This window comes from Streptoalloteichus hindustanus (assembly GCF_900129375.1).
In the GTDB taxonomy this organism is placed as follows: domain Bacteria; phylum Actinomycetota; class Actinomycetes; order Mycobacteriales; family Pseudonocardiaceae; genus Streptoalloteichus; species Streptoalloteichus hindustanus.
In genome coordinates, this window is sequence record NZ_FQVN01000002.1 from 438,655 (window position 1) to 461,930 (window position 23,276).

At 72.8% G+C, this 23,276-nt stretch carries 20 protein-coding genes; 18 read left to right on the plus strand and 2 right to left on the minus strand.

Annotated elements, in window-relative coordinates:
- Positions 1 to 3: 3 nt before the first annotated feature.
- The 4 genes from BUE43_RS07450 to BUE43_RS07465 all read left to right on the plus strand — a co-directional run bounded on the left by BUE43_RS07450 (position 4) and on the right by BUE43_RS07465 (position 4,488).
- Positions 4 to 1,284 (plus strand): DUF6986 family protein, encoded by a 1,281-nt coding sequence (locus BUE43_RS07450; RefSeq protein ID WP_073480639.1) that lies wholly within the window; start codon positions 4 to 6, stop codon positions 1,282 to 1,284.
- A gap of 642 nt (positions 1,285 to 1,926) precedes the next feature.
- The gene (locus tag BUE43_RS07455; RefSeq protein ID WP_073480640.1) at positions 1,927 to 2,223 is read left to right on the plus strand and encodes a hypothetical protein; all 297 of its coding nucleotides are present in this window, start codon (positions 1,927 to 1,929) and stop codon (positions 2,221 to 2,223) included.
- A 46-nt stretch (positions 2,224 to 2,269) separates the two neighbouring features.
- On the plus strand, positions 2,270 to 2,779 hold the full coding sequence (locus tag BUE43_RS07460; RefSeq protein WP_234995589.1) for a DUF6098 family protein: 510 nt from the start codon (positions 2,270 to 2,272) through the stop codon (positions 2,777 to 2,779).
- A 206-nt stretch (positions 2,780 to 2,985) separates the two neighbouring features.
- A complete protein-coding gene (locus BUE43_RS07465) occupies positions 2,986 to 4,488 on the plus strand; it encodes an amino acid permease (RefSeq protein WP_083959429.1) in 1,503 nt (500 codons plus the stop codon).
- Here the strand turns inward: BUE43_RS07465 and BUE43_RS07470 are convergent.
- On the minus strand, positions 4,472 to 5,521 hold the full coding sequence (locus BUE43_RS07470; protein WP_073480641.1) for a sialidase family protein: 1,050 nt from the start codon (positions 5,519 to 5,521) through the stop codon (positions 4,472 to 4,474). The genes BUE43_RS07465 and BUE43_RS07470 overlap by 17 nt on opposite strands.
- A 278-nt stretch (positions 5,522 to 5,799) precedes the next feature.
- Here BUE43_RS07470 and BUE43_RS07475 point away from each other — a divergent pair, with 278 nt between their 5' ends.
- The 3 genes from BUE43_RS07475 to BUE43_RS07485 all read left to right on the plus strand — a co-directional run bounded on the left by BUE43_RS07475 (position 5,800) and on the right by BUE43_RS07485 (position 9,593).
- Positions 5,800 to 6,447, plus strand: coding sequence for a hypothetical protein (locus BUE43_RS07475; protein WP_200797403.1), 648 nt, complete (start codon positions 5,800 to 5,802; stop codon positions 6,445 to 6,447).
- A 402-nt stretch (positions 6,448 to 6,849) separates the two neighbouring features.
- Positions 6,850 to 8,406: a hypothetical protein gene (locus BUE43_RS07480; protein WP_143174009.1), complete on the plus strand. Its 1,557-nt coding sequence runs from the start codon at positions 6,850 to 6,852 to the stop codon at positions 8,404 to 8,406.
- Complete coding sequence (locus BUE43_RS07485) at positions 8,403 to 9,593, plus strand: glycosyltransferase family 2 protein (protein ID WP_143174010.1); 1,191 nt, start codon at positions 8,403 to 8,405, stop codon at positions 9,591 to 9,593. The genes BUE43_RS07480 and BUE43_RS07485 overlap by 4 nt, the downstream gene beginning before the upstream one ends.
- A 101-nt stretch (positions 9,594 to 9,694) precedes the next feature.
- Here the strand turns inward: BUE43_RS07485 and BUE43_RS07490 are convergent, their stop codons facing one another.
- Positions 9,695 to 11,203 carry an alpha/beta hydrolase gene (locus BUE43_RS07490; protein WP_234995590.1) on the minus strand — a complete coding sequence of 503 codons (1,509 nt, stop codon included), beginning with the start codon at positions 11,201 to 11,203 and terminating at the stop codon, positions 9,695 to 9,697.
- A gap of 104 nt (positions 11,204 to 11,307) precedes the next feature.
- On the opposite strand from BUE43_RS07490, the gene BUE43_RS07495 reads away from it, so the two are divergent.
- Genes BUE43_RS07495 through BUE43_RS07545 form a run of 11 tightly spaced genes read left to right on the plus strand, consistent with a single transcriptional unit; the run spans position 11,308 to position 23,256 of the window.
- Positions 11,308 to 12,579, plus strand: coding sequence for an ATP-grasp domain-containing protein (locus tag BUE43_RS07495; RefSeq protein WP_073480643.1), 1,272 nt, complete (start codon positions 11,308 to 11,310; stop codon positions 12,577 to 12,579).
- Positions 12,567 to 13,433 carry a Rossmann-like domain-containing protein gene (locus tag BUE43_RS07500; protein ID WP_083959431.1) on the plus strand — a complete coding sequence of 289 codons (867 nt, stop codon included), beginning with the start codon at positions 12,567 to 12,569 and terminating at the stop codon, positions 13,431 to 13,433. Before BUE43_RS07495 ends, BUE43_RS07500 begins: the two co-directional genes overlap by 13 nt.
- Positions 13,430 to 14,524, plus strand: a complete 1,095-nt coding sequence (locus BUE43_RS07505; RefSeq protein ID WP_083959432.1) for a PLP-dependent cysteine synthase family protein — start codon at positions 13,430 to 13,432, stop codon at positions 14,522 to 14,524. Before BUE43_RS07500 ends, BUE43_RS07505 begins: the two co-directional genes overlap by 4 nt.
- On the plus strand, positions 14,521 to 15,567 hold the full coding sequence (locus tag BUE43_RS07510; RefSeq protein ID WP_073480644.1) for a mandelate racemase/muconate lactonizing enzyme family protein: 1,047 nt from the start codon (positions 14,521 to 14,523) through the stop codon (positions 15,565 to 15,567). Before BUE43_RS07505 ends, BUE43_RS07510 begins: the two co-directional genes overlap by 4 nt.
- The gene (locus BUE43_RS07515; RefSeq protein WP_073480645.1) at positions 15,564 to 16,832 is read left to right on the plus strand and encodes an MFS transporter; all 1,269 of its coding nucleotides are present in this window, start codon (positions 15,564 to 15,566) and stop codon (positions 16,830 to 16,832) included. The genes BUE43_RS07510 and BUE43_RS07515 overlap by 4 nt, the downstream gene beginning before the upstream one ends.
- Before the next feature lie 4 nt (positions 16,833 to 16,836).
- On the plus strand, positions 16,837 to 17,631 hold the full coding sequence (locus tag BUE43_RS07520) for a class I SAM-dependent DNA methyltransferase (protein ID WP_200797404.1): 795 nt from the start codon (positions 16,837 to 16,839) through the stop codon (positions 17,629 to 17,631).
- A gap of 30 nt (positions 17,632 to 17,661) precedes the next feature.
- Positions 17,662 to 19,245, plus strand: a complete 1,584-nt coding sequence (locus BUE43_RS34980; protein ID WP_073480646.1) for an ABC transporter substrate-binding protein — start codon at positions 17,662 to 17,664, stop codon at positions 19,243 to 19,245.
- A complete protein-coding gene (locus tag BUE43_RS34985; RefSeq protein ID WP_234995591.1) occupies positions 19,233 to 20,192 on the plus strand; it encodes an ABC transporter permease in 960 nt (319 codons plus the stop codon). The genes BUE43_RS34980 and BUE43_RS34985 overlap by 13 nt, the downstream gene beginning before the upstream one ends.
- Positions 20,189 to 21,001, plus strand: coding sequence for an ABC transporter permease (locus BUE43_RS07535; RefSeq protein ID WP_073480648.1), 813 nt, complete (start codon positions 20,189 to 20,191; stop codon positions 20,999 to 21,001). Before BUE43_RS34985 ends, BUE43_RS07535 begins: the two co-directional genes overlap by 4 nt.
- Positions 20,998 to 22,608: an ABC transporter ATP-binding protein gene (locus BUE43_RS07540; RefSeq protein ID WP_073480649.1), complete on the plus strand. Its 1,611-nt coding sequence runs from the start codon at positions 20,998 to 21,000 to the stop codon at positions 22,606 to 22,608. The genes BUE43_RS07535 and BUE43_RS07540 overlap by 4 nt, the downstream gene beginning before the upstream one ends.
- A 42-nt stretch (positions 22,609 to 22,650) precedes the next feature.
- Positions 22,651 to 23,256 (plus strand): GNAT family N-acetyltransferase, encoded by a 606-nt coding sequence (locus BUE43_RS07545; protein ID WP_234995592.1) that lies wholly within the window; start codon positions 22,651 to 22,653, stop codon positions 23,254 to 23,256.
- The last annotated feature ends 20 nt before the right edge of the window (positions 23,257 to 23,276 follow it).

Consider the following 23,276-nt stretch of genomic DNA (forward strand, 5'->3'; position numbering starts at 1 on the left):
GCCGTGGCGCGGACCTCGTTCGACGCCACCGCCGTCGCCGATGCGCTCGCTTCCTTGGCCGAGGTGGACGCCGAGCGCGCCCGGCGCTACCCCGGTGACGCCGGGGGCCGGCAGCCGGTGCACACCTGTTACGTGCCCGCCGACCGGGTGCACGCCGACCTGCCGGGGGAGTGGGGCGCCGCCGCGCTCGCCGCACTCGACGAGCACGCGCCGACGCCGGCCGACCTGGCGGCGGTGCTCGACCTCGCACCGGAGCTGGCCGGGGCCGTGCACCCCAGGGTGCGGGCCAAGCTCGCCGGCGAGCCGGTGGAGGACCTGCGGATCGACTTCGAGGACGGGTACGGGGCGCCGGGCGACGACCAGGAGGACGCCGACGCCGTGGCCGCCGCCGGGCACGTCGCCGACTGGTGCGCTGCTGGGACCTGCCCGCCGTCGTTCGGCGCGCGGGTGAAGTCCTTCGACACCCCAGTGCTGCGTGCGCGTAGCGTCCGCACGTTGGACGTGTTGCTGACAGCGTTGCTCGAACGGACCGGCGGCGCGCTGCCGGACGGGTTCGTGCTGACCTTTCCCAAGGTCACCGCGACCGCGCAGGTGGAGGCGTTCGTCGCCGTGCTGGGGCTGGCCGAGCGGGCGCTGGGGCTTCCGGACCGCGCGCTGCGGTTCGAGATCCAGGTCGAGACGACGCAGTCCGTGTTGGACGGCAGCGGCAGTCTGGCCCTTCCAGCGTGGATCGAGGCGGGGCAGGGCCGGGTGAGCGGGCTGCACTTCGGCACCTACGACTACACGGCGGCGTGCGGGCTGTCGGCGGCGCAGCAGCACTTGGCGCACGGGGCGTGCGACTTCGCGCGGCACGTCATGCAGCTCGCGGCCGCGGGAACCGGGGTGCGGCTGTCCGACGGGTCGACGAACGTGCTGCCGGTCGGCGACGCCGGGCAGGTGCGGTCGGGGTGGCGCACCCACGGCACGCTGGTGCGCCGTGGTCTGGACCACGGCTTCTACCAGGGGTGGGACCTGCACCCGGCGCAGTTGGTGAGCCGGTACGCCGCGGTGTTCGCCTTCTTCCGCTCGGGACTGGACGCCGACGCCGCGCGGCTGCGGCGGTACGTCGGGCGGGGTGGGGGCGCGGTGCTGGACGAACCGGCGACCGCGCAGGCGCTGGCGGGCTCGTTGCGGCGCGCGGTGGACTGCGGCGCGGTGGAGGCGGCGGAGGTCGAGCGGCTCACCGGGCTGTCCTCGGCTGATTTGCTGGCGTTGGCCGCGCGCCGGCCGCTGCCCGGGAGCTGACCCGGCGACGAGGAAGTCCGGCGCGGGGGCGGGGGAAATCCCGTGCGGCTGCCCGCTCCGAAACATTCTCCTGACGGCCGGGAAATCGGTCGTCGTCCTGATGCCCCGATTCTCGGCAATGACCTCGGCGATCTGAACCGGGAAAGCGTTCCCGCCGCTCCGGCGGAATTCCCGTGGGCCGCGCCGCCCCGAACTCCCTACCCGGGGACAGCCCCCACCCGCCCTGGGGGGCGAGCCCTGCTCCAGCCTATCGGCCAGCCACGGAGGGGCCAAGAACCCGGCGCGAGCCTGTGGACAACTCCGGAAAAGGCATCACCCGGCAGAGTGGAAAACGGGCGTCTGTGGATAACTACCGCCTGAACACGACAAACGAGTTGCGGGCGGGCGGAAGCCGTGGGATACGGAAGGGTTGCCCGGCGCCGGCCGGTCCCGCACCGATCCTGCCTCGCCGTGATCACACCCTGTCGCCCCTCGTTCACGCTTTCAGGCCGTGCTGGGGAGAACCCCCGGCTTCCGGGGTACCTCGACGGATGGCGCACCCAGCGCGGGACCCGCGAACGGACCCACGACAAACCCACGACGGAACCACGACGGAACCCGCGAGCGGACCCGCGAACGGCCCAAGCCCAAGGAGGAGCCACCATGATCGTCAAGAAGATGTACGACCTCGGTGTTCGCAGCGAGCACGCCTACTTCGCCGCCTTCTGCTCGATCGTCGCGTCGTTCGTGTCCTGGCTGGTGTCCCGCAACGCCGAGGACGCCTCCCTCGCCAGGGCCGACCGGTGGGGCATCTTCATCGGCGAGTGGGCGCCCACCTTCTTCGGCCTCGGCCTGGCGCTGTCCCGCTACGAGGACGACCCGTCCCGGGGCCGGCGGGCGAGCGAGCTGTCCGGGCTGCGGCGGACCGCCGAGCAGACCGCCGACGCCGTGCGCCACTGACGGCGACGTCTCGCCCGGCAGCGGGTACTCCTCGGCGGTGAACAGCGTGAACAGTGTGAACAGCGCGCGCACACCGGAGGACCCGGCCGACCTGCCCACCATCACCCGGCTCAGCGAGCTCGCCGAGCTGGTGGCCGGCCCCGACCGGGGCCTCGGCCTGTACCTGCGGTGGTCGAAGGGGCCGGCGGCGGACCTGGCCGAGGGCGGCGGCCAGTCCAGCCGGGACGGCCTCACCGGGGTGCGGCTGCCCGGCCTGTCGGCCAACCCGCTGCGCGTCGAGGACTGGTGGGGCGACCGGTCCCGGGAGCTGTGGGTCGCGCGCCGGCTGCACGACTACCGGCACCTGCGCGACCAGCGCGGCCCCGGGGTGCGGCCGTGGGTGCTGCGCGCGGAGGAGCGGGGGCGCGGCCCGGACAACGAGCCGCTGGTGGTCTGTCGCCAACCTGTCGCGTGGGTCCACGAGTCCGTGTTGGCGGACTGCGACCGGGTGGTCGCCGAGCAGCAGGCCGGCGGGTGGGGACCGCTCGACCGCTCCGGCGAGCGGGGCGGCGGCTGAGCCGGGCCTGAGCAGCGGCTTCGGGCGTGGGCGACAGGATTTCCCTTCCGCCCACGGGCCGTCAGGAGATTTTCCCTCCCCCGACGTGTCGCTGGTTCGGGGGCCCCGGAAGCCCTGGAACCGCCCCGTTTCCCCGCCCTATGCTTCGCCGGTTTGTTCTGCCGGAACAGGCCAGGAACAGGGACCGGAACAGGGAAGAGGCAGGGATGCGGGACAGCGGCGCCACGCCCGTGGCACCGGACCAGCCGACCGACGCGCGAGCCGGGCGACGCGCGTCGCGCTTCGGCCTCGCGACGGCGGTCGCGCTGGTGATGGGCAACATCATCGGTGGCGGCATCTTCACCCTGCCGGCCACGGTCGCGCCCTACGGCACGGTGAGCATCCTCGCCTTCGCCGTGCTCACGGTGGGCGCCGTCGCGCTCGCCCTGCTCTTCGGCCGGCTCACCGAGCGCAGCCCGGTCACCGGCGGGCTCTACGTCTACCCGAGGGACGCCTTCGGGAGCTTCGCCGGCTTCCTGTCCGCGTGGTCCTACTGGACGACGACGTGGGCCAGCAACGCCGCGCTGGCCGTGGCCGCCGTCGGCTACGTCAACGTGCTGGTCCCCCTGCACGACAACGCCGCCGCCCAGGCGGGGGTGGCGCTGGCGTGCCTGTGGCTGCCCGCCGTCGCGCACTTCGCCGGCGCCCGCTCGGTGGGTCTCGTGCAGGTCGTCTCGACGGTGCTCAAGTTCGTGCCGCTGCTGCTCGTGGCCGTCGGCGGCCTGTTCTTCGTCCGCGCGGAGAACTTCGGTTCGTTCGACGCCACGGGGGAGGGCTGGCCGGGCGCGCTCTCGGCGTCCGCGGCCCTGCTGCTCTACAGCTACCTCGGCGTCGAGTCGGCGGCGATGTGCGCCGGGGAGGTCAGGGACCCCAAGCGCAACGTGCGACGCGCGAGCGTGCTCGGCACGGTTGGTGCGGCCGTGGTCTACCTGCTGGGCATCGTCTCGGTGTTCGGCATCGTGCCGCACGACCGGCTGGTGGGCTCGTCCGCGCCGTTCGCCGACGCCGTCAACACCGTCGTCGGGGGTTCGGTCGGTGGTGTCGTGGTCGCGCTGGCCGCGGTCACGTCCATCGTGGGCGCGCTGAACGGCTGGATCCTGATGACCGCGCAGGTGTCGTACGCGGCTGCGCTGGACGGGTTGTTCCCGGCGGCGTTCGCCCGTCGCCACCGGGGCATCCCCCGGTTTGGCGTGCTCGTCGGCCAGGTGCTCGCCTCCGCGCTCATCGTGCTGAACTACCTCGGCGGGACGGCCGGTGTGTTCCAGAGCCTGGTGCTGATCACCAGCTTCACGGTGGCGGTGCCCTACCTGCTGTCGGCCGCCGCCCAGCTCCGCTGGCTGGTGTCCGGCGCCCGCGCCCGGGTGCGCCCGTTGCGGCTGGGGCGCGACCTGCTCGTCGCGGGGGTGTCCTTCGCGTTCTCGCTGTGGCTGATCGCCGGGGCCGGCCAGGCCGCCGTGTACCAGGGGACGCTGCTGCTGTTCGCCGGTGTCCTCGTCTACGCGTGGCTCGTCGGCCGCCGGGGCGGTGACGGCGTGAGCGAGGGCGGCGTGAGCGAGGGCGGCGCGAGCGAGAGCGGTGCGAGCCAGAACGGTGTGAGCGAGAACGGTGGCGAGGCCGGGGCGCCGAAGGGGAAGCTCGGGCCGGCGCTGACCGTCACGGCCGAGCGGTAGCCGGTCGGGCTTCGCCGAACGACAGCTCGCGCCAGCTCACCCCGCCGTCGGTGGTGCGCAGCACGGCGCCGTGCGACCCGGTGCCGGAGCCGCGGAAGACCACCCCGTGCGTGGTGTCCTGGAAGGCCAGGTCGAGGAACTCGGGCGGTTCCTGCCTGAGCACCGTGTCCCAGGTCCGGCCGCCGTCGGTGGTGCGGAACAGGAAGGCGAAGCCGCCGCCGACCGACGCCACCAGGGCGGTGTCCGGGGCGGGCACGGCCAGGCCCCGCGCGATGCCGGTGGTCGGGGCCCGCCCGAGCAGCTCGAACGGGCCGCCGCCGGTGGACCGCCTGAGGTCCTTGTGGCTCTGCCCAGGGGGAAGCTCGGCCCGGTACGCGCACACCGCGAACACCGCGGACGGCACAGCCCGGTCGCCGGGCACGAGGGCCAGCCAGGTCGCCATCTCGGGCTCCGCGCACGGCGGGTCCGCCTCCCGCCAGTCGCTCCCGTCCTCGGTGGTCCAGTAGCGGCCGGGCGTCCCGCCGCCGCCGATCACGACGAACGCCGCGCTCCCGACGCCGACGACGGAGCCGCCGGCGACGCCCGGAGCCGCGAGCCCGGGCACGGGCGCCCACCGCGACTGGTCGACGGGCGAGGCGAAGAGCCGGGTCCGCCTGTCGTCCTCGGCTCCGGAGATGACCAGGGCGTACGCCGAGGCGCCGTTGGTCGCGAGGGCCTCGACGCGCACCGGCGGCCGGGCGTCCGGCAGCTCGACGGGATGCCAGCTCGCCGCGCCGTCGTGCGTCGCGTGGAGGATCTCCCCGTTGGTGGCCAACGCGTCCCGGTCGTTGGCGAGGTGGACGCGCACCTGCGCCGAGATCGGCGACACGGTGATGTCCGGAGCGTTGCGGCGCGTCCAGCGCGCACCGCCGTCCTCGGTGGACAGCAGGACCGGACGTGCTGTGGTGTCGTCGTGGGCGAAACCGAGGACCCAGCCCCGCTCCGCGCTGGTCCACGAGGTCGACGTCGGGACGAACTCCCCTGGTGCGGCCATCTCCGTCTCCCCTCGGACGCGGTCGAACCCGGTTCGGCGAGGAGACAACGCCGCCGCCGGCCGCGGTGGGGAAACGCTGGCGCTTCACCGCAACGGGCGATGCGCGTGCGGTGACCCGCTGTCGTGCCACCGCTTCGGGTCCCCGTGCTCGGCCAGCGGGGGACGAGGTTCCGGTGCAGCCTGGAAGCGGGCCGGCCGCTGTGCCGTCGGCGCCGAACGGCATCAGGTCGGCATCAGGTCGACATTCGGACGCGGAGCACGGACGAGGAGGTCAGGCGATGCGTTCACCGCTGTCGCGGCTGCGGCGGGCGGTGCTGTCCCGCCCCCGCATCCACATCCCCCAGGAGGCCGGCGACGTGGAGAGCGCGACCCTGCGCTACCTGCTCTACGGCCTGCTCCCCGCATGGTTCGTCCCGGGGTTGCTCGACTGGTGGCAGCACCGCCGCACCCACATCCAGGACAACGCGGGCGTCCGCGAGTCGCTGATCCACCTGTTGATGATGGCCGAGATCGGGGTGCCGATCACGCTCACCCTGCTCTGCGAGATCAACCCGGCGGTCATGCTGATCATGCTGGCGGCGATCGCCGCGCACGAGGCCACGGCGCTGTGGGACGTCACGACCGCCGTGGAGAGCGGGCGGGACGTGCGCCCGGTCGAGCAGCACATCCACAGCTTCCTGGAGTCGCTGCCGTTCATGGGCAGCGCCGCCGTGGCCTGCCTGCACTGGCGGCAGGCGCGGGAGCTGCTGAGCGGCTCCGACCGGAGCGACGCCTGGCGGCTGCGGCTGAAGCGGAACCGGCTGCCCGGCAGGTACCTGGCGGGTGTCGCCGCCGGGGTCGTCGGCCTGATCGCGGTGCCCTACGGCGAGGAGTTGTGGCGCTGCGTCCGCGCCGCCAGGGAGCGCGCGGCGGTGGCCGCCCGCTGACCCACCGTCACCACACAGCCCGCCCGCGTTCACCCGGACCCTGATCTTCCGGGTGAGCGCGGGCGTCGTCGTTCGCGCGCTTCGCCGGCCCCGTGCGCGCGCCGGGGCCGGTGGCGACGACGCGGCGATTTCCGCTGCGTGCGGCCAAGAACACAGTGTGTGGGGTGCGTGACAACCGGGGCTCACCCCCGGGCGTCCACGAAGTGTCGAACCCGTGTCAGCTCCGGGAATACGACCGGAGCGGCACTCGCCCGCCTTGGGGGAAAACGAAGTGGGGACGTATTGTCTCGGTGGGGTCGACGTCGAACGGCTGGGTGGTTCGACGCGGCCCTCAATTGTGCGTGCCAACACTGTGCCATTGCTTCTGTTGTCGAAGTGTGACCAAAAAGGTAGACGGAGCCAATGAACGATGTTCCTGGCGCGTCGTCCCTCGTGGCCGAGCGCCCGGGGGACACGGCGGACGCGCCGCGCCGAGTCACGTCCGGGCGGGGCGGCGTCGCCGGATTCCTCCGCCGGCACTGGGCGATCGCCCTGCTGCTGGTCGCGGGGGTCGCGGTGCGCGCCCTGGTGGTGCACGCGTACCGCCCGGCGTTCTGGTTCCCGGACAGTTCGGCGTACGTCAGGGCGAGCGAGCACCTGAACCCGGCGACCGCGCACGGCGCCAACCTCATCGGCTACCCGTTGCTCCTGCGGTTGCTCAGCGTCACCGGCTCGATCTCCGTCGTCACGGTGCTGCAACACCTGATGGCGCTCGCGCTGGTCGTGGTCGCCTACGCGTTCCTGCGTCGGCGCGGCCTGCCCGGCTGGCTCGCCGCCCTGGGCGTCGCGCCCACGGCGCTCGACGGCCGCCAGATCACCCTTGAGCACTACCTGCTGGCCGAGACCCTGTTCACCGTCCTGCTGATGTCCGCGCTCCTGTTGCTGCTGTGGCGGGAGCGGCCGAGCTGGCTGGTGTGCGGGATCACCGGCGTGCTGGCCGCCAGCGCCGCGCTGACCCGGTCGGTCGGCGTCGGTGTCTGCGGTGTGGTGCTGCTCTACCTGATCGTCCGCCGGGTGGGCTGGAAGCAGGTCGTCGCCTTCACGGTCGCCGTCGGCGCGTTGTTGGGCGGCTACCTGACGTGGGCGCACGCGAACACCGGCCGGTTCTCCTTCACGATCATGCAGGGCCACTACCTCTACGCCCGCACCGCGCTGGTCGCCGACTGCGACCGGCTCCAGCTCACCGACCAGCAGCGGGAGCTGTGCCCGAGGGAGCCGCTCGGCCAGCGGCCCGAGCGCGCGGACTACTACCTGTGGTCGGACCCGAACATCCAGCGCTTCGGGCTGGACCAGGACGACTTCGTCGGGACCTTCGCCAAGGAGGTGCTGCGGCAGCAGCCGGTGGACTTCGCCGTGTCGGTGGCCGGGGACCTCGCCCACTACCTGTTGCCGGGCCAGAAGTACGGACCGGACCTGACGTGCCTGGGCAACTGGTGGGTCATGCCGGCCGACCTGCGGGACGTCCCCGGCGAGCCGCGCTGCAAGCAGCAGCTCAACCGCGACGGCGCCTTCGTCGGCGAGGCCGCGCCCAACGAGTGGACGCCGTCCTCGCGGTCGCGGGAGTTCCTGGCCGACTACTCCAGGGCCGTGCAGGTCCCGCCGGCCGCGCTGGGACTGGCCGTCCTGCTCGCGCTGGCGGCGGTGGTCTGGCGGGTGCGGCGCCCCGGCTTCCGCGTCGGCCTGGACGCGCTGCTGTTCGCGGCGGTCGGCGTCGCGTTGCTGGTGCTCGCGGTGGCCACCTCGATGCTCGAACCGAGGTACGGCATCCCGTCGATCACCCTGCTGTCGGTCGGCGGCGTCCTGGCCGTTCACCGGCTGCGCACGACTTTCTCGACGAGTCCCCCGAACACCCCAGCGCGGATCGACGGGCGCGCCGAGCACGGCGGGCCGCGGCGCGAGACCACATCGGAGAAGGTGTGAACGACGACCTCGAAGTCACCGTCCTGCTGCCCTGCCTCAACGAGGCCGAGACACTGGCGACCTGCGTGACCAAGGCCGTGCGGTGCCTGCGGGAGCTCGGTGTCGCCGGCGAGGTGCTGGTGTCGGACAACGGCAGCACCGACGGCTCCCAGGAGATCGCCGAGAAGCACGGCGCGCGGGTGGTGCACGCCCCGATCCGCGGCTACGGCGGCGCGCTGCTGGCGGGCATCGAGAACGCCCGCGGCAAGTACGTGATCATGGGTGACGCGGACGACTCCTACGACCTGGGCAACCTCGGGCCGTTCATCGAGGGTCTGCGCAAGGGCCACGACGTCGTCATGGGCAACCGGTTCCGGGGTGGGATCGCGCCCGGGGCGATGCCGCCGTTGCACCGCTACCTCGGCAACCCCGTGCTGAGCTGGCTGGGTCGTGTCCTGTTCGGACTGAAGAACGTGGGCGACTTCCACTGCGGCCTGCGGGGTTTCCACCGCGACCGGATTCGCGCGCTGGGCCTGTGCATGCCGGGCATGGAGTTCGCCTCGGAGCTGGTCGTGCGCTCGGCCCTCGCCGGCTACGACATCGTCGAGGTGCCGACCACGTTGCAGCCGGACGGCCGGTCCCGGCCGCCGCACCTGCGGACCTGGCGGGACGGCTGGCGGCACCTGCGCTTCCTGCTGGTGTTCGCGCCGGGCAAGACCCTGGTCTGGCCGGGTGCGGTGTTGTTGTTGCTCGGCCTGGTCGGGTCCGCGGTGCTCACCGCGGGGCCGGTGACCCTGGGCGAGGTGCGGTTCGACATCGCCGCGCTGGTGTACGCGTGCCTGTTGGTGTTGGTCAGCGTGCAGCTGTTGTTGTTCGGTGGCTGCGCGAAGATCTACGGCAGGGCCAACGGGCTGACGCGGGACACCGGGAAATCCGGGCTGTTGTCGGTGATGCGGCTGGAGGTGCTGCTCGGCATCGGGCTGCTGCTGGTCGTCGCGGGTCTGGTCGGCACCGGTTTCGCCGTCTCGTGGTGGGGTTCGCACGACTTCGCGGACCTGGTCCCCGGTGAGATCGTCCGGCTGGTCCTGCCGTCGGCCACGCTGATCGCCACCGGCGTGGTGTGCGTCTTCTCCGGGCTGCTGGCCAGCCTGCTCACGCTGCGGTCGGTGCAGAAGCCGGCTCCGGCTCCCGTCCCCGCCGCGAGCTGATCATCACTCGCTGATCGACCGCTCCGACGACAGGCGCCCGCCAGAAGGTGGGCGCCTGTCGCCGTTTTCGGCCTGGCCACACGGAAACCCGGTGATCAGACTTACGACGACGGTGTGGGCAGACCCGACCCTGTTCCGGTGCACCGGAGATCGTGCGCCGGGAGCGCGCCCCGCACCAGGTAGGCCGCCGCGGTCTCGTCCACGCAGGTGTTGCGCTGACTGGCGAACACGCCGTGGGAGTAGCCGCCGGCCAGGGTGATCATGCGGGAGTCCGGCAGGGCGCGCCGCATCTGACGCGCGCCCGCGTACGGAGTCACCGGGTCGAACTCCGCCTGGGTCAACAGGATCGGCGGAATGTCCGGCCCGCCGAAGGCCACCCGCTCCCGGGGTTGGTGGGCCCAGTACCGGCAGACCGCCGCCTCCATGCCGGTCACCACCGGCCGCGGATCGAGCGCGCGCAGCCACCGCAGGTCGGCCACGATCCGCAGGCCGCTCCGGGGTCCCGGGCCGTCCGCGCACTTCACGGTGCGGTTGGCCGCCTCGAAGTTGCGCGTGGCCGCGTCCTCCGCGGGTAGCTGCGCGCGGAGCGGCTCGTCGCTGCCGGTCTCCGCGAACGCCCGCAGGCCCAGTCCCAGCTTCTCCCAGCGTTCGGTTCGGCCCAGCGCCCGGTACACGAGCCGGTCGAACTCGGCCGGGCCGAAGGAGTCCCCGCGAGCCGCGAGGGCCTCGCGGGTCCGCAGGTAGTGCGCCCGCACCTCGTTCCTCGTCGCACCGAGGCGGAAGGCCGCGCGGTGCTCGGCCAGCCAGTCGAACAGCGTGTCCCGCTGGCGGAGCAGGGCCACGGCCTGGTCGCGGTCGAAGTCGTACCAGCCGACCGGGCCGACGACGCTGTCGAGCACCATCCGGTCGACGCGGTGCGGGAACAGCGTGGCGTAGGCGGCTCCGAGGTACGAGCCGTAGGACACGCCCAGGAAGCTCAGCCGGCGCTCGCCGAGCGCCGCGCGGAGCAGATCCATGTCCCGCGCGGTGTTCGTGGTGCTGATGTGCGGGAGGACATCCCCGATTGCCGCGGCGCAGTCCCGAGCGGTCCGGCGTAGACCGTCCAAATAGGAGAGTTCCGCCTCGGGGGTGGTGGGGACCGGCTCGGGTGCGGGGTGGTCGAAGCGCCCGCCCATCTGTCCACAGTCGACGGGCGTGCTGGCGCCGACGCCCCTGGGGTCGAAGCCGACGACGTCGAAGCTCCGCCGGACGGACTCGGGCATCTTGGCGCGTTTGGTGGCCGCGTAGGGGACGCCGCGGCCACCGGGGCCGCCCGGGTTGACGAGCAGGATTCCCCTGTGCTCCTCGGGAGTCCCGGACGCGCGGACGCGGGAGACCGCCAGTCGCAGCGTCGGTCCGTCCGGTCGGGAGTGGTCCAGGGGGACGTCGAGCCGGCCGCACTCCACCGTCGCTCCGTCCGGGGTGGGCGGTGGCGGCTCAGGGCACGGTCCGAAGGAGATCCGGGCGCCGGTGACGGGTTCCGGTGTCATCGCTGATGACGACGCCGGGAGGCCCGTGAGCAGCCCGAAGGTGAGCACGGTGACCAGGAAATGGTGACTACGCGGTGACACGGCCTCGTCCAGGTGGTCTACTATCGAAGCAATTGATAACCGTTTTCATTGTAGGGTCAACGAGCTCGGGCCGACGAGGCCCGCGAGCGACCGAGGGGAGTGCCGTGGGTCACCTTTTGCTGATCGAGAGCTGGGTGGGCGCGATGAGCACACTGCTGCCACGAGCCATCGGGGAGGCCGGCCACCGGTTCACGTTCCTCACCCGGGACCTGCACCACTACCTGCGCGCGACCCCACCCGGCGGGCCGCATCCCCTGCTGTCAGCGGAGAACGTGCTCACCGCGGAGACCAACGACCTGGCAGAGCTGCTGCCCCGGGTGGCGCGCCTGCACGAGGTGTTCGGCTTCGACGGCGTGCTCTCCTCCTGCGACTACTACCTGGGCACGGTCGCCAGGGTCGCCGAGCACCTCCGCCTGCCCGGAGCCAGCCCCGGGGCGGTGGAACGGGCCTACCGCAAGGACCTCGCCAGGGAGGCGATGCGCGCGGCCGGGCTGCCGGGGCCGGCCTTCGCCGTGACCGAGGGCTGGGCGGCCACCGCGGGGGCCGCGGCGGAGCTCGGCTACCCGCTGGTGCTCAAACCGGTCGACCTGTGCGCGGGGATGTACGTCCGCAAGGTCTCCGACGAGGCCGAGCTGCGGGAGGCTTTCCTGGCGCTGGAAGGGTTTCCGGTCAACGCCCGGCAGCAGCCGAGGTCGCCGGCCGTGCTGCTGGAGGAGGTCCTGGTGGGCGAGGAGGTGAGCGTCGAGACGGTCACCTACCGCGGGGAGACCCACGTCATCGGCGTGACCGACAAGAGCGTCGTCGGCGACCCGTGGTTCGTGGAGAACGGCCACATGTTCCCCGCGAACCTCGACGCCGACCTCCGGCGCGCCACCGAGGAGACGGCGGTCGCCGCCCTGCGGGCCGTCGGTCTGGACCACGGCGTGGCGCACACCGAGCTCAAGCTCACGCCGGACGGCCCGCGGATCGTGGAGATCAACCCGCGCCCCGCCGGCAACCGCATCACCGAGCTGGTCCGCAGGGTCACCGGCGTCGACCTGCCGATGGCTTTCGCCGAGCTGGCACTGGGAAACCGGCCCGCGCTCGCCCAGGTCGACACCGGCGCGCGCAGCGCGGCGGTCTCCTTCCTCCTGCCGCCCAGGGCGGGGCTGGTCGACCGGGTGCACGGGACGGAGGCGCTGGCCGCCGACCCGGACGTCGTGGAGTGGCAGGTCAAGGACGGCGTCCAGGCCGGCGCGGCCACGAGCAACAACAACTACCTCGGCCACGTCATGGTGGTCGACCGGCACGGCGCCGGAGCGCGGACGCACGCCGAACGGCTGGTCGGCGGACTGCGCGTGGAGTACGCGACGGAGCCGGACCGGTGTCCCGCGTGAGCCCGGCGTCCTCCGCCGCGGTCCCCTTCCCCCGCGTGGACGGGCTGCGGCCGAACTCGCTGGCCGATCTGGTCGACCACGCGGCGGCCGGTCGGCTCGGGCCCGACCCGGCCGAGGTGCGCGTCAGCGTCGCCTTCGTGACCCGGCAGGGCGTGCGGCACGCGTCCCGGGAAAGCGGTTACCGCAACCACGTCGTCAGCTTCCGGGTGGAGCGCGCGGTCGGCTCCTGCGCGGTGGAACCGGACGAGGTGCCCGACGACGTGGTCTACGACTGCGTGGGCGCGCCGGTCCTGGACCTGTTGGCGCATCCGGTGAACGCCGTCCGGGTCGCCGCGCTCGACGCGTACCTCATGGCGGCGCACCCCCACGAGCGGGTCGCGGACGCGGCCGTCACCGTGCCGGGGGGTTCGTCGTTGGAGAAGTCGATGGCCCGCGCCGCCGCGGTGACCGACCTGGTTCCGGCCCGTCCCGGGCAGACCGTGTTGGTCGTCGGGGTCGTGAACTCCCTGTTGTCCCACCTGCGGACCCGGGGGCTGCGTTACCTGCCGTGCGACCTCAAGGACGGGGTGACGGAGTGGGGCGAGCCGTTCGTGGCCGACTGCATGGCGGTCGTCGACGACTGCGACGTGCTGCTCGCCTCCGGGATGACGGTGGGCAACGGCACGTTCGAGCCCCTGCTCCGGCACGCGCGGCGCACCGGCAAGCCGTTCGTGCTGTTCGCCCAGACCGGCAGCGCCGTGCTGCCGTGGTTCCTGGGCTCGGGCGTCACCGCGGTCTCCGCCGAGCCCTACCCGTTCTTCTGGTTGGACGGCGGTCCGAGCGTGCTCTACCGGTACGGGGGAAACGCATCGTGAAGTCCACAGTGGACGAGAGTCGGCGCGTCGTGAGCATCGGCGCGAACCAGGACCTGTTGGCACTGCTGGGAAACACCCCGGTCGCGCGGATCACCACCCCGCTGCCGCACGCCCACCGGGGCTTCTTCGCGAAGCTGGAGTGCCTGAGCGCCGGCGGGATGAAGGCCCGCGCGGCGGTGTCGATGCTGCGGGGCGCGCGGCAGCGCGGCGAGCTGCGCCCGCACGCGCCCGTGGTCGAGTCGACCAGCGGAACCCTCGGCGTGGGCCTGGCCTTCGCCGGCCAGGCGCTGGGCCACCCGGTGGTGCTGGTGGTCGACGACGACCTGGAGCCGGCCATGCGGGCGCTGCTCGTGGCGCACGGCGCGCGCCTGGAGGTCGTCGGGCGGCCGCACCCGACGGGCGGTTGGCAGCAGGCCAGGCTGGACCGGCTGCACCAGGTGCTGCGCGAGCTGCCCGGGGCGTACTGGCCGGACCAGTACAACAACCCGGACAACCCGGCGGGGTACGTCTCGCTGGCCCGCGAGCTGGTCGACCAGCTCGACCACGCCGACGTCCTGGTGTGCAGTGTCGGCACGGGTGGCCACAGTGGAGGGTTGGCGGTGGCGCTGCGCCAGCACTGGCCCCGGATGCGGTTGGTGGGCGTGGACACCGTCGGGTCGACGATCTTCGGTCAGCCCGCCCGTCCCCGGGTGATGCGCGGTCTGGGCAGCAGCATCTACCCCCGCAACGTCGCCTACCGCCAGTTCGACGAGGTGCACTGGGTCGGGCCGGCCGAGGCCGTCGACTCCTGCCGGCGGCTGGCCGCCCACGCCTTCGTCACCGGCGGCTGGAGCACCGGCGCGGTGGCCAGGGTGGCGGCCTGGATCGCCAGGGTCGAACCGGGCGCGCGCGTGGTGACGGTGTTCCCCGACGGCCCGCACCGCTATCTCGGCACGATCTTCGACGACGACTTCTGCCGGACGCGCGGCCTCACCGGCCCGGCCGCCGCGCACCCGGTGGAGATCGCCGACCCGCGCGCGGTCGAGGTGACCGGGTGGGCGCGGTGCCGCGGCGTCGTCGATCCCCTGAACACGATGGAGGTCCCCGCGTGAAGCTCGACTGGAACGTGGTGGCGTTGCCGTTGCGGGAGCCGTTCCGGATCTCCCGCTCGGTGATGTCCACCAGGGACGCGGTCCAGCTCGCACTGGAGCACGACGGCGTCGTCGGGCACGGCGAGGTGGTCACCAGCGTCTACTTCGGACTCGACGTCCGCCGGATCACCAGCCTGGTCATGGAGTTCGCGCCCCGGCTGCGCGAGTTCCCCGACCCGGCGAGCCTGCTGGCGGCGCTGCCCGAGGCGGCGGGGCCGTTGGCGGAGGCGCCCGGCGTGCTCGCCGCGTTGGACGCGGCCGCGCACGACCTCGTGGGGCGGCAGGTGGGCCTTCCGGTCCACCACCTGCTCGGCCAGTCGACCTGGCGCCCGGTGGCCACCGCCCGCACGATCGGCATCACCGACCCGGAACACGCGGCCACCACCGCGAAGCAGTTGACCGACCGAGGTTTCACCACGCTGAAGCTCAAGCTGGGCGCACCGGACCCGGCCGAGGACCTGGCGCGGGTGGCCATCGTGCGCGCGATCGCGCCGGCGGCGCGGCTCGTGCTGGACCCCAACGGCGCGTGGCGGCCGGAGGACGCACCGCGGCTGCTGGCGGACTTCGCCCGCTTCGACGTGGACGCGGTGGAACAGCCGATCCCACCGGGGACCCCGGACGAGCTGGCCGCGCTCGCGGAGCGCTCGCCGGTGCCGGTCATCGCGGACGAGGACGCGTCGACCCTGGCCGACGTCGAGCGGCTCGCCGGCGTGGTGCACGGCGTGAACGTCAAGCTGGCCAAGTGCGGTGGGGTGAGCGCGGCCCGCCGGCTGATCGAGGCCGCGCGCTCCCGGGGCACCGACGTGATGCTCGGCTGCCTGGTGGCCAGTTCCCTGGGCATCGCGCCCGCGGTGCACCTGGCCGGCCAGGCCCGGTGGGTGGACCTGGACGGGCACCTGTTGCTGGCCAACGACCCGTGGACCGGCATCGGCGGGGAGGACGGCGTGCTCCGGTTGACCGGACGCCCGGGCCTGGGCGTCAGCCCGGTGGGGGCGACCCGGTGACCACGCTCCGCCTTCTGCGCAGTTTCCCGTTGTCGGTGCGGCTGTTGCTGGTCAACCAGCTCGGCGTGAACACCGGCTTCTACCTGTTGATCCCCTACCTGGCCACGCACCTGGGGCAGGACCTCGGGATGTCGGCCGCCCTGGTCGGCGTCGTGCTCGGCGTGCGCAACCTCAGCCAGCAGGGGCTGTTCCTGATCGGCGGGTCGGCCTCGGACCGGCTCGGCGCCCGCTCCGTGATCATCGTCGGGTGCGGGTTGCGCACCGTCGGGTTCGGACTGTTCGCGATCGGCGACTCGCTGACCGTGCTGCTGGCCGCCTCGGTGCTTAGCGGCCTGGCCGGGGCGCTGTTCAACCCCGCGGTCCGGGCCTACCTCTCGGTGGCGGCGGCCGACCGCCGCGCGGAGGCCTTCTCCCTGTTCAACGTGTTCGCCAACACCGGGGCGCTGCTCGGCCCGCTGCTGGGCAGCGCGTTGCTGGTCGTGGGTTTCCGCGCCTCGGCGGTGGTCGCGGCGCTGGTGTTCGCCGTGCTGACCGTCGCGCAGACGATGGCGTTGCCCGCCCTGCCCGTCAAACCCAGCAGGGGAACCGTGCTGGGCGACTGGCGGGAGTGCCTGACCAACCGGCGGTTCGTGGCGTTCACGTTGGCGCTGACCGGGATGTTCGCCCTCCAGAACCAGCTCTACCTGGTGCTGCCGATGCAGGCGGAGTGGGCGACCGGTCAGGCGGGCTCGGTGGCCGCGGTGTTCCTGGTGTCCACTATGGCCAGTCTGGCGCTCCAGGTGCGGATCACGCAGTGGTGCCAACGCCGGGTGTCCCGGGGGGTGGCCATCGCGGTGGGACTCGGGCTGATGGGCGCGGCGTTCTTCGTGCCCCTGCTGGGCTCCGCGCTCCTGCCGGCCACGACGGCGCCGCCAGGGGGCTTCGTGGCGGCGGCGGTGCGCCTCGCGCCCGTGCTGGTGGCCGTGTTCACGATGTCGTTGGGGCTGATGGTGGCCCAGCCGTTCGTGTTGGAGCTGATCCCCGCCTTCGGCAGGGACGGCCTGTCCGGCACCTACTTCGGGGTGTTCTACCTGGTGTCCGGAGTGGTGGCCGCCGGCGGCAACGCGGTCATCGGTTGGGCCAGCGCCGGTTCCGGCAGCGGTGTCGCCTGGCCCGCGTGGTTGTTGTGCGCGGCGGCGGGCCTGGCCTCGGCGGCGGCGGTGCGCTGGCTCGACCGCCGGGGCGCGGTCAGCCCGGCGCACGCGAACGTCGAAATGTCGAGGTGAGCTTGTGGAACCCGCGATCGTCAGCCAAAATCTGCTCACTGACAACCCGGAGCTCTACGAGCACCAGTTTCCCGACCCCGACCACCGCGCGGCCCGCTTCGTCCACGACGTCCTCCGCCGGTTCGGCGGTGGAAAGTCCATTGTGGACATCGGCTGTGGCACGGGCAGGGACGCCGGCCACCTGGCGTCCCTCGGCTACACCGTCACCGGCCTGGACCTCTCCGAGCGGATGCTCTCCCACGCCAGGGAGCGGCACCCCGCGGTGCGGTTCGAGCACGGCGACATGCGCTCCTTCCGGCTCGGCCGGCGGTTCGACGCCGTCACCTGCCTGGACAGCGCCTTCCTCTACTGCCACCGCAACGAGGAGCTGTCCGCGTTCCTCGACCGCTGCCGCGAGCACCTGACGCCGGGCGGACTGCTCGTCGCCGAGATGCGCAACGGCGCCTTCTTCCTGGGGAACACGGAGCTGCTGGACGGCACCAGCACCCGGAGCGTCACGTGGGACGGGGTCACCTACACGTCGCGCACGACGCTGTGGATCGACCACGCCGAACAACTCCTGCGCCGGCACCGCGTGTGGGAGTGGCCCGGCTGCGTCGAGCCGCTGCACCAGAACTCCGCGTGGCGGCTGCTGTTCCCCCAGGAACTCCGCCACTTCCTGTCCCTCGCCGGGTTCGAGGTGCTGGCGATGTTCGACCAGCCCGGTCCCCGCACCGACCGACCGTGGAGTGCCGACGCCGAACTGTCCACCGCCCTGTCTGCCGACCGCCTGCACGTCGTCGCGCGCCTGCGCGCGTGACCCCACCCGCCGCCCCGAAGGAAGTGATCCATGTTCCCCCTGCGCTCCGCCCGCGTCGCCGCCCGTCCGTCGAGAGATCCCGTCCCGTTGAGCCGTCGGGGTTTCCTCGGCCTCGCGGCGGCCGCCTCCGCGTTCGCGCTCGCCGGCTGCGCCGGGGGATCGCAGGGGGCGGGACCGGGCCAGCCCCGCTCCGGCGGCCGGCTGCGCGCCGCCTTCGCCGGCGGTGGGGCCAAGGAGGTTCTCGACCCGCACATGGCCAACCTCTTCGTCGAGGCGTCGCGTGCCAAGGCGATGTTCGACAAGCTGGCCGACCTCGGCAACGACGTCGCCCCGGTGCCCCGCCTCGCCGAGAGATGGGAGCCGAACGGCGACCTGACCAGATGGCGGATCACGGTGCGCCAGGCGGCTTTCCACGACGGCCGTCCCGTCCGCGCCGCCGACGTGCTCGCCAGCTACGCCCGCATCCTCGACCCGAAGCGCGCGTTCCGGGCCAAGTCGAGCCTGGCCGTCATCGACCTGGCCAAGAGCCGGGTCGTCGACGACCGGACGGTGGAGTTCGCGCTCCACCGGCCGTTCGTCGAGTTCCCCAACGTGCTGGCCGCCTTCGGCGCGTACATCGTCCCCGAGGGCGCCGAGGACTTCGCCAAGCCCGTGGGATCGGGTCCGTTCACCTTCGTCTCGTTCGAGCCCGGCCGGTCGTTGTTGTTGCGCCGCAACCCGAACTACTGGGAGGGCGCGCCGCACCTGGACGAGCTGGAGTTCCTGATCAGCAACGACGAGTCGGCGCGTGTCAACGCGTTGCTGGGCGGACAGGTCGAGTACGCGCACGACCTGACGCCCACCACCGCCCGCAGCTACGAGCACAGCGACCGGCTGACGATCGTCCGCTCGCCCAACAGCGGCATGCAGGCGTTCACGATGAAGCTGGACCGCCCGCCGTTCGACAACCGGGACCTGCGGGAGGCCATGTTCCTGCTCGCCGACCGCCAACAACTCGTCGAGACGACCCTCTCCGGTGCGGGCCAGGTCGGCAACGACCTGTTCGGCAAGGGATACCAGTACTACGCCGACCAGATCCCGCAGCGGAACCGGGACCTGGACCGGGCGCGGGCGTTGGTGCGCAAGGCCGGCGCGGAGGGGCTGCGGGTCAAGCTGGACACCTCGGGCGCCGCCGCCGGCTTCATCGAGTCGGCCAGCGTGTTCGCCGACCAGGCCCGGCAGATCGGGCTCCAGATCGACGTCGCCGTCGGCAACAAGGACAGCTTCTGGGCGGACACCCTCAACAACGGCTCGCTGTCCAGCTACCGCTCGGGCGCGATGCCCATCGAGACGCACATCTCGCAGCGGCTGCTCAGCACGTCGACCACCAATGTCACCAAGTGGGCGCGGCCGGAGTTCGACGCGCTCTACGACAAGGCGGTGTCCACAAAGGACGAAGCAGCGCGACGGCAGGTCTACCTGGACATGCAGCGCATGCAGCACGCCGAGGGAGGTTTCCTGATCTGGGGCTTCGCCGACTGGCTCGTCGCGGTGGCGCCGCGCGTCGGCGGGGTGGCCAAGGCCCCGGCCAACACGCTGGACTGGGCCCGCTTCGACAAGGTGTGGCTGGGTTGAGCCCGGGACGCTACGCCCTGCGGCGGCTGCTCGTCGGCGTGCTCCAGGTGTTCGCCGTGGCCACCGCGGTCTTCCTGCTCACCGAGGCGTTGCCCGGCGACGCGGCGGTCGCGCTGGCCGGCGACAACCCCGACCCGGCCCGGATCGAGCAGATCCGCCGCGTCATGCGGCTCGACCAGCCGCTGGCCGAGCGGTTCGCGGACTGGCTGGGCGGCCTGTTCCGGTTCGACCTCGGGGTGTCGCTGGTCTCGCAGCGCCCGGTGACGGCGTTCCTGACCGACGGGCTCGCGCCGACGATGTTGCTGGCGGCGCTCACGTTGCTGGTGCTGGTCCCGGTCGCGGTGCTGCTCGGGGTGGTCGCGGCGGTCAGGGAGGGCAGCCCGCTGGACCGCGCGGTGACGACGGTGAGCGTTGGCCTGCACGCCATTCCGGAGTTCGCCCTGGCGATCGTGCTCGTGGCGGTGTTCGGCGTGCAGCTGCGGTGGTTGCCGCCGACGGCGGTGGGCGTGGGCGACAACCTGTTGCGCCAGCCCGCGGTGCTCGTGCTGCCGCTGGTCGTGTTGTTGGCCCGGCCCATCTGCTCCATCAGCCGGCTGGTGCGGGCCGGGATGATCGAGGCGTTGCACGCGGACTACGTGCGGCACGCGCGTCGGCTCGGCCTGTCGCCGGGCCGGGTCCGCCTCCGGCACGCCCTGCCCAACGCCGTGGCCGCCGCGGTGCCCCAGCTCGCCCACACCACGGACTGGTTGCTGGGCGGCGTGATCGTGGTGGAGGCGGTGTTCGTCATCCCCGGGCTGGGCACGACGTTGGTGGACGCCGTCGCCGCCAGGGACCTGCCGGTGGTGCAGGGGTTGGTGGTGTTCTTCGCGGTCACCACCGTGCTCGTGAACCTCGTGGCCGACATCGTGAGCTTCCGGCTCTCGCCGCGCACGGAGGTGGTGCGATGACCCGCTGGTTGCGGTGGACCGCCGGGATCGTGTTGACCGGGGTGCCGTTGCTGCTGGCCATCGCCGGCCCCTGGCTGGTCGACGGTTCGCCCACGAGGAAGCGCGCCTTCAGCTCGGGCGCCGACCATCCACTGGGGACGGACTTCGTCGGCAGGGACGTCTGGCAGCAGGTTCTGTTGGGTGGCCGCACGGTTCTCCTGGTCGCGTTGCTGGCCACGGCGCTGGCCTACGTGGTGGCCGTGCCGTGGGGCATCGCCGCCGCGCTGGGCCGACGGCGCTTCGTCGACGAGCTGCTGATGCGCCCACTGGACGTGGTGCTGGCGTTGCCGTCCCTGTTGTTGCTCCTGTTGCTGGCCACCATCGCGCCCTCGGGGTCGCTGACCCTCGTCGGGATCGTCGCGTTGCTGAACCTGCCGGGGCTCACGCGGATCGTGCGCGCCGCCGCCCTGGAGATCGGCAGCCGGCCGGCGGTCGAGGCGATGCGGTTGCAGGGCGAGGGATGGTGGCGGATCACCGTCGGCTACGTGGCCAGGAGCATGCTCCGCACGCTGGCCGCCGACCTGGGAACCCGGTTCACCGGCGCGCTCTACCTGGTGGCCTCGGCGAGTTTCCTCGGCGTGGGCGTGCCACCCGACGCCAGCGACTGGGCGGTCATGGTCGACCGGAACCGACCGGGGCTGTTCGTCCAGCCGTGGGCGGTCATCGCGCCGGCGCTGCTGATCGTCGCCCTGTCCGTCGGCGTGAACCTGTTGTTCGACCGCGTTCTGGCGGCGCGGTCCCGATCCGACCTCCGGGGAGCCGCGTCGTGACCGAGGTTGTCGTGCGGGTGCGGGACCTCGTGGCCGAGGTGGGCCGCCGTCGGCTGGTCGACGGCCTGTCGCTGGAGCTGCGGGCGGGTCGGGTGCTCGCCCTGGTCGGCGCGTCGGGCAGCGGGAAGACGACCACCGGCCTCGCCGTGCTCGGTGAGACACCGCCCGGCGTCACGGTTTCGGGAGAGATCACGGTCGCCGGCCGGGAGGTCGGCCCGGACCGGCCGCCGAGGCCGGGCGCGGTCGCGTACGTGCCCCAGCACCCGGCGTCGGTGCTCAACCCGGTGCGCCGGGTCGGCGGTGTCCTGCGGGAGATCGCCGAGCGGCACCTGCCGGACCCACCCCGGTCGCGGAAAGCCAGGCGGGACATGGTGAACGCGCTCGTCGCGGACGCGCTGCGCCGGGCCCAACTGCCCGCCGACCGCGACCTGCTCCGCCGCTACCCCCACCAGCTCTCCGGCGGGCAGCAACAACGCGTGGTCCTCGCCCAAGCGCTCGTCGCGAACCCCGCCGTACTCGTGGCCGACGAGCCCACCACCGGGCAGGACGCCGTCACCCGGGCCGAGGTCGTCGACGAGCTCCGCGCGCTGGCCGCCGACGGGATCGCGATCCTGTTGCTGAGCCACGACCTCGACGTCGTGCGGGCCCTGGCCGACCACGTCGTCGTGTTGCGCTCGGGGGTTCCCGTCGAGAGCGGGCCGACCGACCGCGTGCTTTCCCAGCCGGACAACGAGTACACGCGCGCGCTCGTGGCAGCCCAGCCGCGCGTGGCCGTCGAACCGACCGACCCGACGGACGACCGGGAGGACGGGACCTCACAGGACACCGGACGTCTTCGCGTGGAATCCCTGGTGGCGCACCACGGTTCCGGGCGGAGGCGCAGGATCGCACTGCACCACGTGGATCTGACCGTCGCGGCGGGGGAGTGCGTCGCCGTCGTCGGTCGTTCGGGCAGTGGGAAAACCACTCTGGCCCGCTGCATCGCCGGTCTGCACACCGCGACCAGTGGCGTTGTCAGCGTGGACAACCGGGCGCTCGCGCCCTCACTCCGCCGCCGCAGCCGCACCGACCTCGCGTCCGTCCAGTACGTTTTCCAGGACGCGCGGGGGTCCTTCGACCAGCACCGCTCCGTCCTCGACCAGATCAGCCGGACCGCCGTGCGCCTGCACGGATCGCGGCCGGCCGACGCGGCCGAGGCGGCGATGGCGGTGTTGCGGCGCGTCGGACTGGGCGAGGAACACGCCCGGCGGGGCCCGCACCGGTTGTCCGGTGGGGAGCTCCAACGCGCCGCGCTGGCCAGGGCCCTGCTCGCCCGGCCGGGGGTTCTGCTCTGCGACGAGATCACCTCGGGTCTGGACACCCTCACCCAACAGGGGATTCTGGACCTGCTCGCGGAGCTGAGGGCGACCACCGCCGGGACACTGGTGTTGATCAGCCACGACATGGGCGTGGTCGCGCGGTTGGCCGACCAGGTGGTCGTCCTCGACGCCGGCCACGTCGTGGAACGTGGTCCGGTGGCCGAGGTGTTGGCCACGCCCACCCACCCGGTGACCCGCGCCCTGCTCGGGGCGCCCGAACGGGAGCCCGACGAGCTGATCGCGCGGTGAGATCACCGCCTCGCACAAGGAAATCCGCACCCGAGGAGAACGTTGACCGAGTACTTCCGCGCCATCGGGGACTACGACGTCCAGATGGCCGGTCCCCAGCACGTCGAGGGCGCGCGCAGCGTCATGCTCGACACCTTCTACCGCGAGTTCGGCTACGGCTACCAGCCGGGCTGGCACTGGGACGTCGTGGATCTGGACGGCGTCTACCTGCGCTCTCCCCGCCACGCCCTGTTCGTCGCCACCAGGGGCGACGAGGTGGTGGGCACGACGGCGGTGCGCGCCGCCGCGCCGAAGAGCCCCCCGCACCCACGGGAGTTGGTCGAGCGCTACCCGGCGGACACCACCGCCCAACTGTTCCGCGTGTACGTGCGCCGGGAGCACCGACGGCACGGGCTCGCGCGCGCGATGGTCGAGATGGCCCGGCGGTTCGTCGCCGCGACCCCCGGCTACCGGGCCATCTACCTGCACACCGACACCAGGATCGACGGCGCGGAGCCGTTCTGGCGGTCGGTGGCCACGGAGGTGCACGACGCCCGCAACGACGACCCGACCCGGTACCAGACCGTCCACTTCGAGATTCCCATCCCGGCCGGCGACGGAGACCTGACCGCGCAGCGGCCGGTCCTCCAGGCCGTCCCGATGGCCTGATCAGTCCACAGTAGACCCAA

What these genes read in the sequence shown, in the direction of transcription:
- BUE43_RS07455 (WP_073480640.1), top strand. Translation starts at nt 1,927, where the DNA reads ATGATCGTCAAGAAGATGTACGACCTCGGTGTTCGCAGCGAGCACGCC.
- BUE43_RS07465 (WP_083959429.1), top strand. Translation starts at nt 2,986, where the DNA reads ATGCGGGACAGCGGCGCCACGCCCGTGGCACCGGACCAGCCGACCGAC.
- BUE43_RS07470 (WP_073480641.1), bottom strand. Translation starts at nt 5,521, where the DNA reads ATGGCCGCACCAGGGGAGTTCGTCCCGACGTCGACCTCGTGGACCAGC.
- BUE43_RS07475 (WP_200797403.1), top strand. Translation starts at nt 5,800, where the DNA reads ATGCGTTCACCGCTGTCGCGGCTGCGGCGGGCGGTGCTGTCCCGCCCC.
- BUE43_RS07480 (WP_143174009.1), top strand. Translation starts at nt 6,850, where the DNA reads ATGAACGATGTTCCTGGCGCGTCGTCCCTCGTGGCCGAGCGCCCGGGG.
- BUE43_RS34980 (WP_073480646.1), top strand. Translation starts at nt 17,662, where the DNA reads ATGTTCCCCCTGCGCTCCGCCCGCGTCGCCGCCCGTCCGTCGAGAGAT.
- BUE43_RS07535 (WP_073480648.1), top strand. Translation starts at nt 20,189, where the DNA reads ATGACCCGCTGGTTGCGGTGGACCGCCGGGATCGTGTTGACCGGGGTG.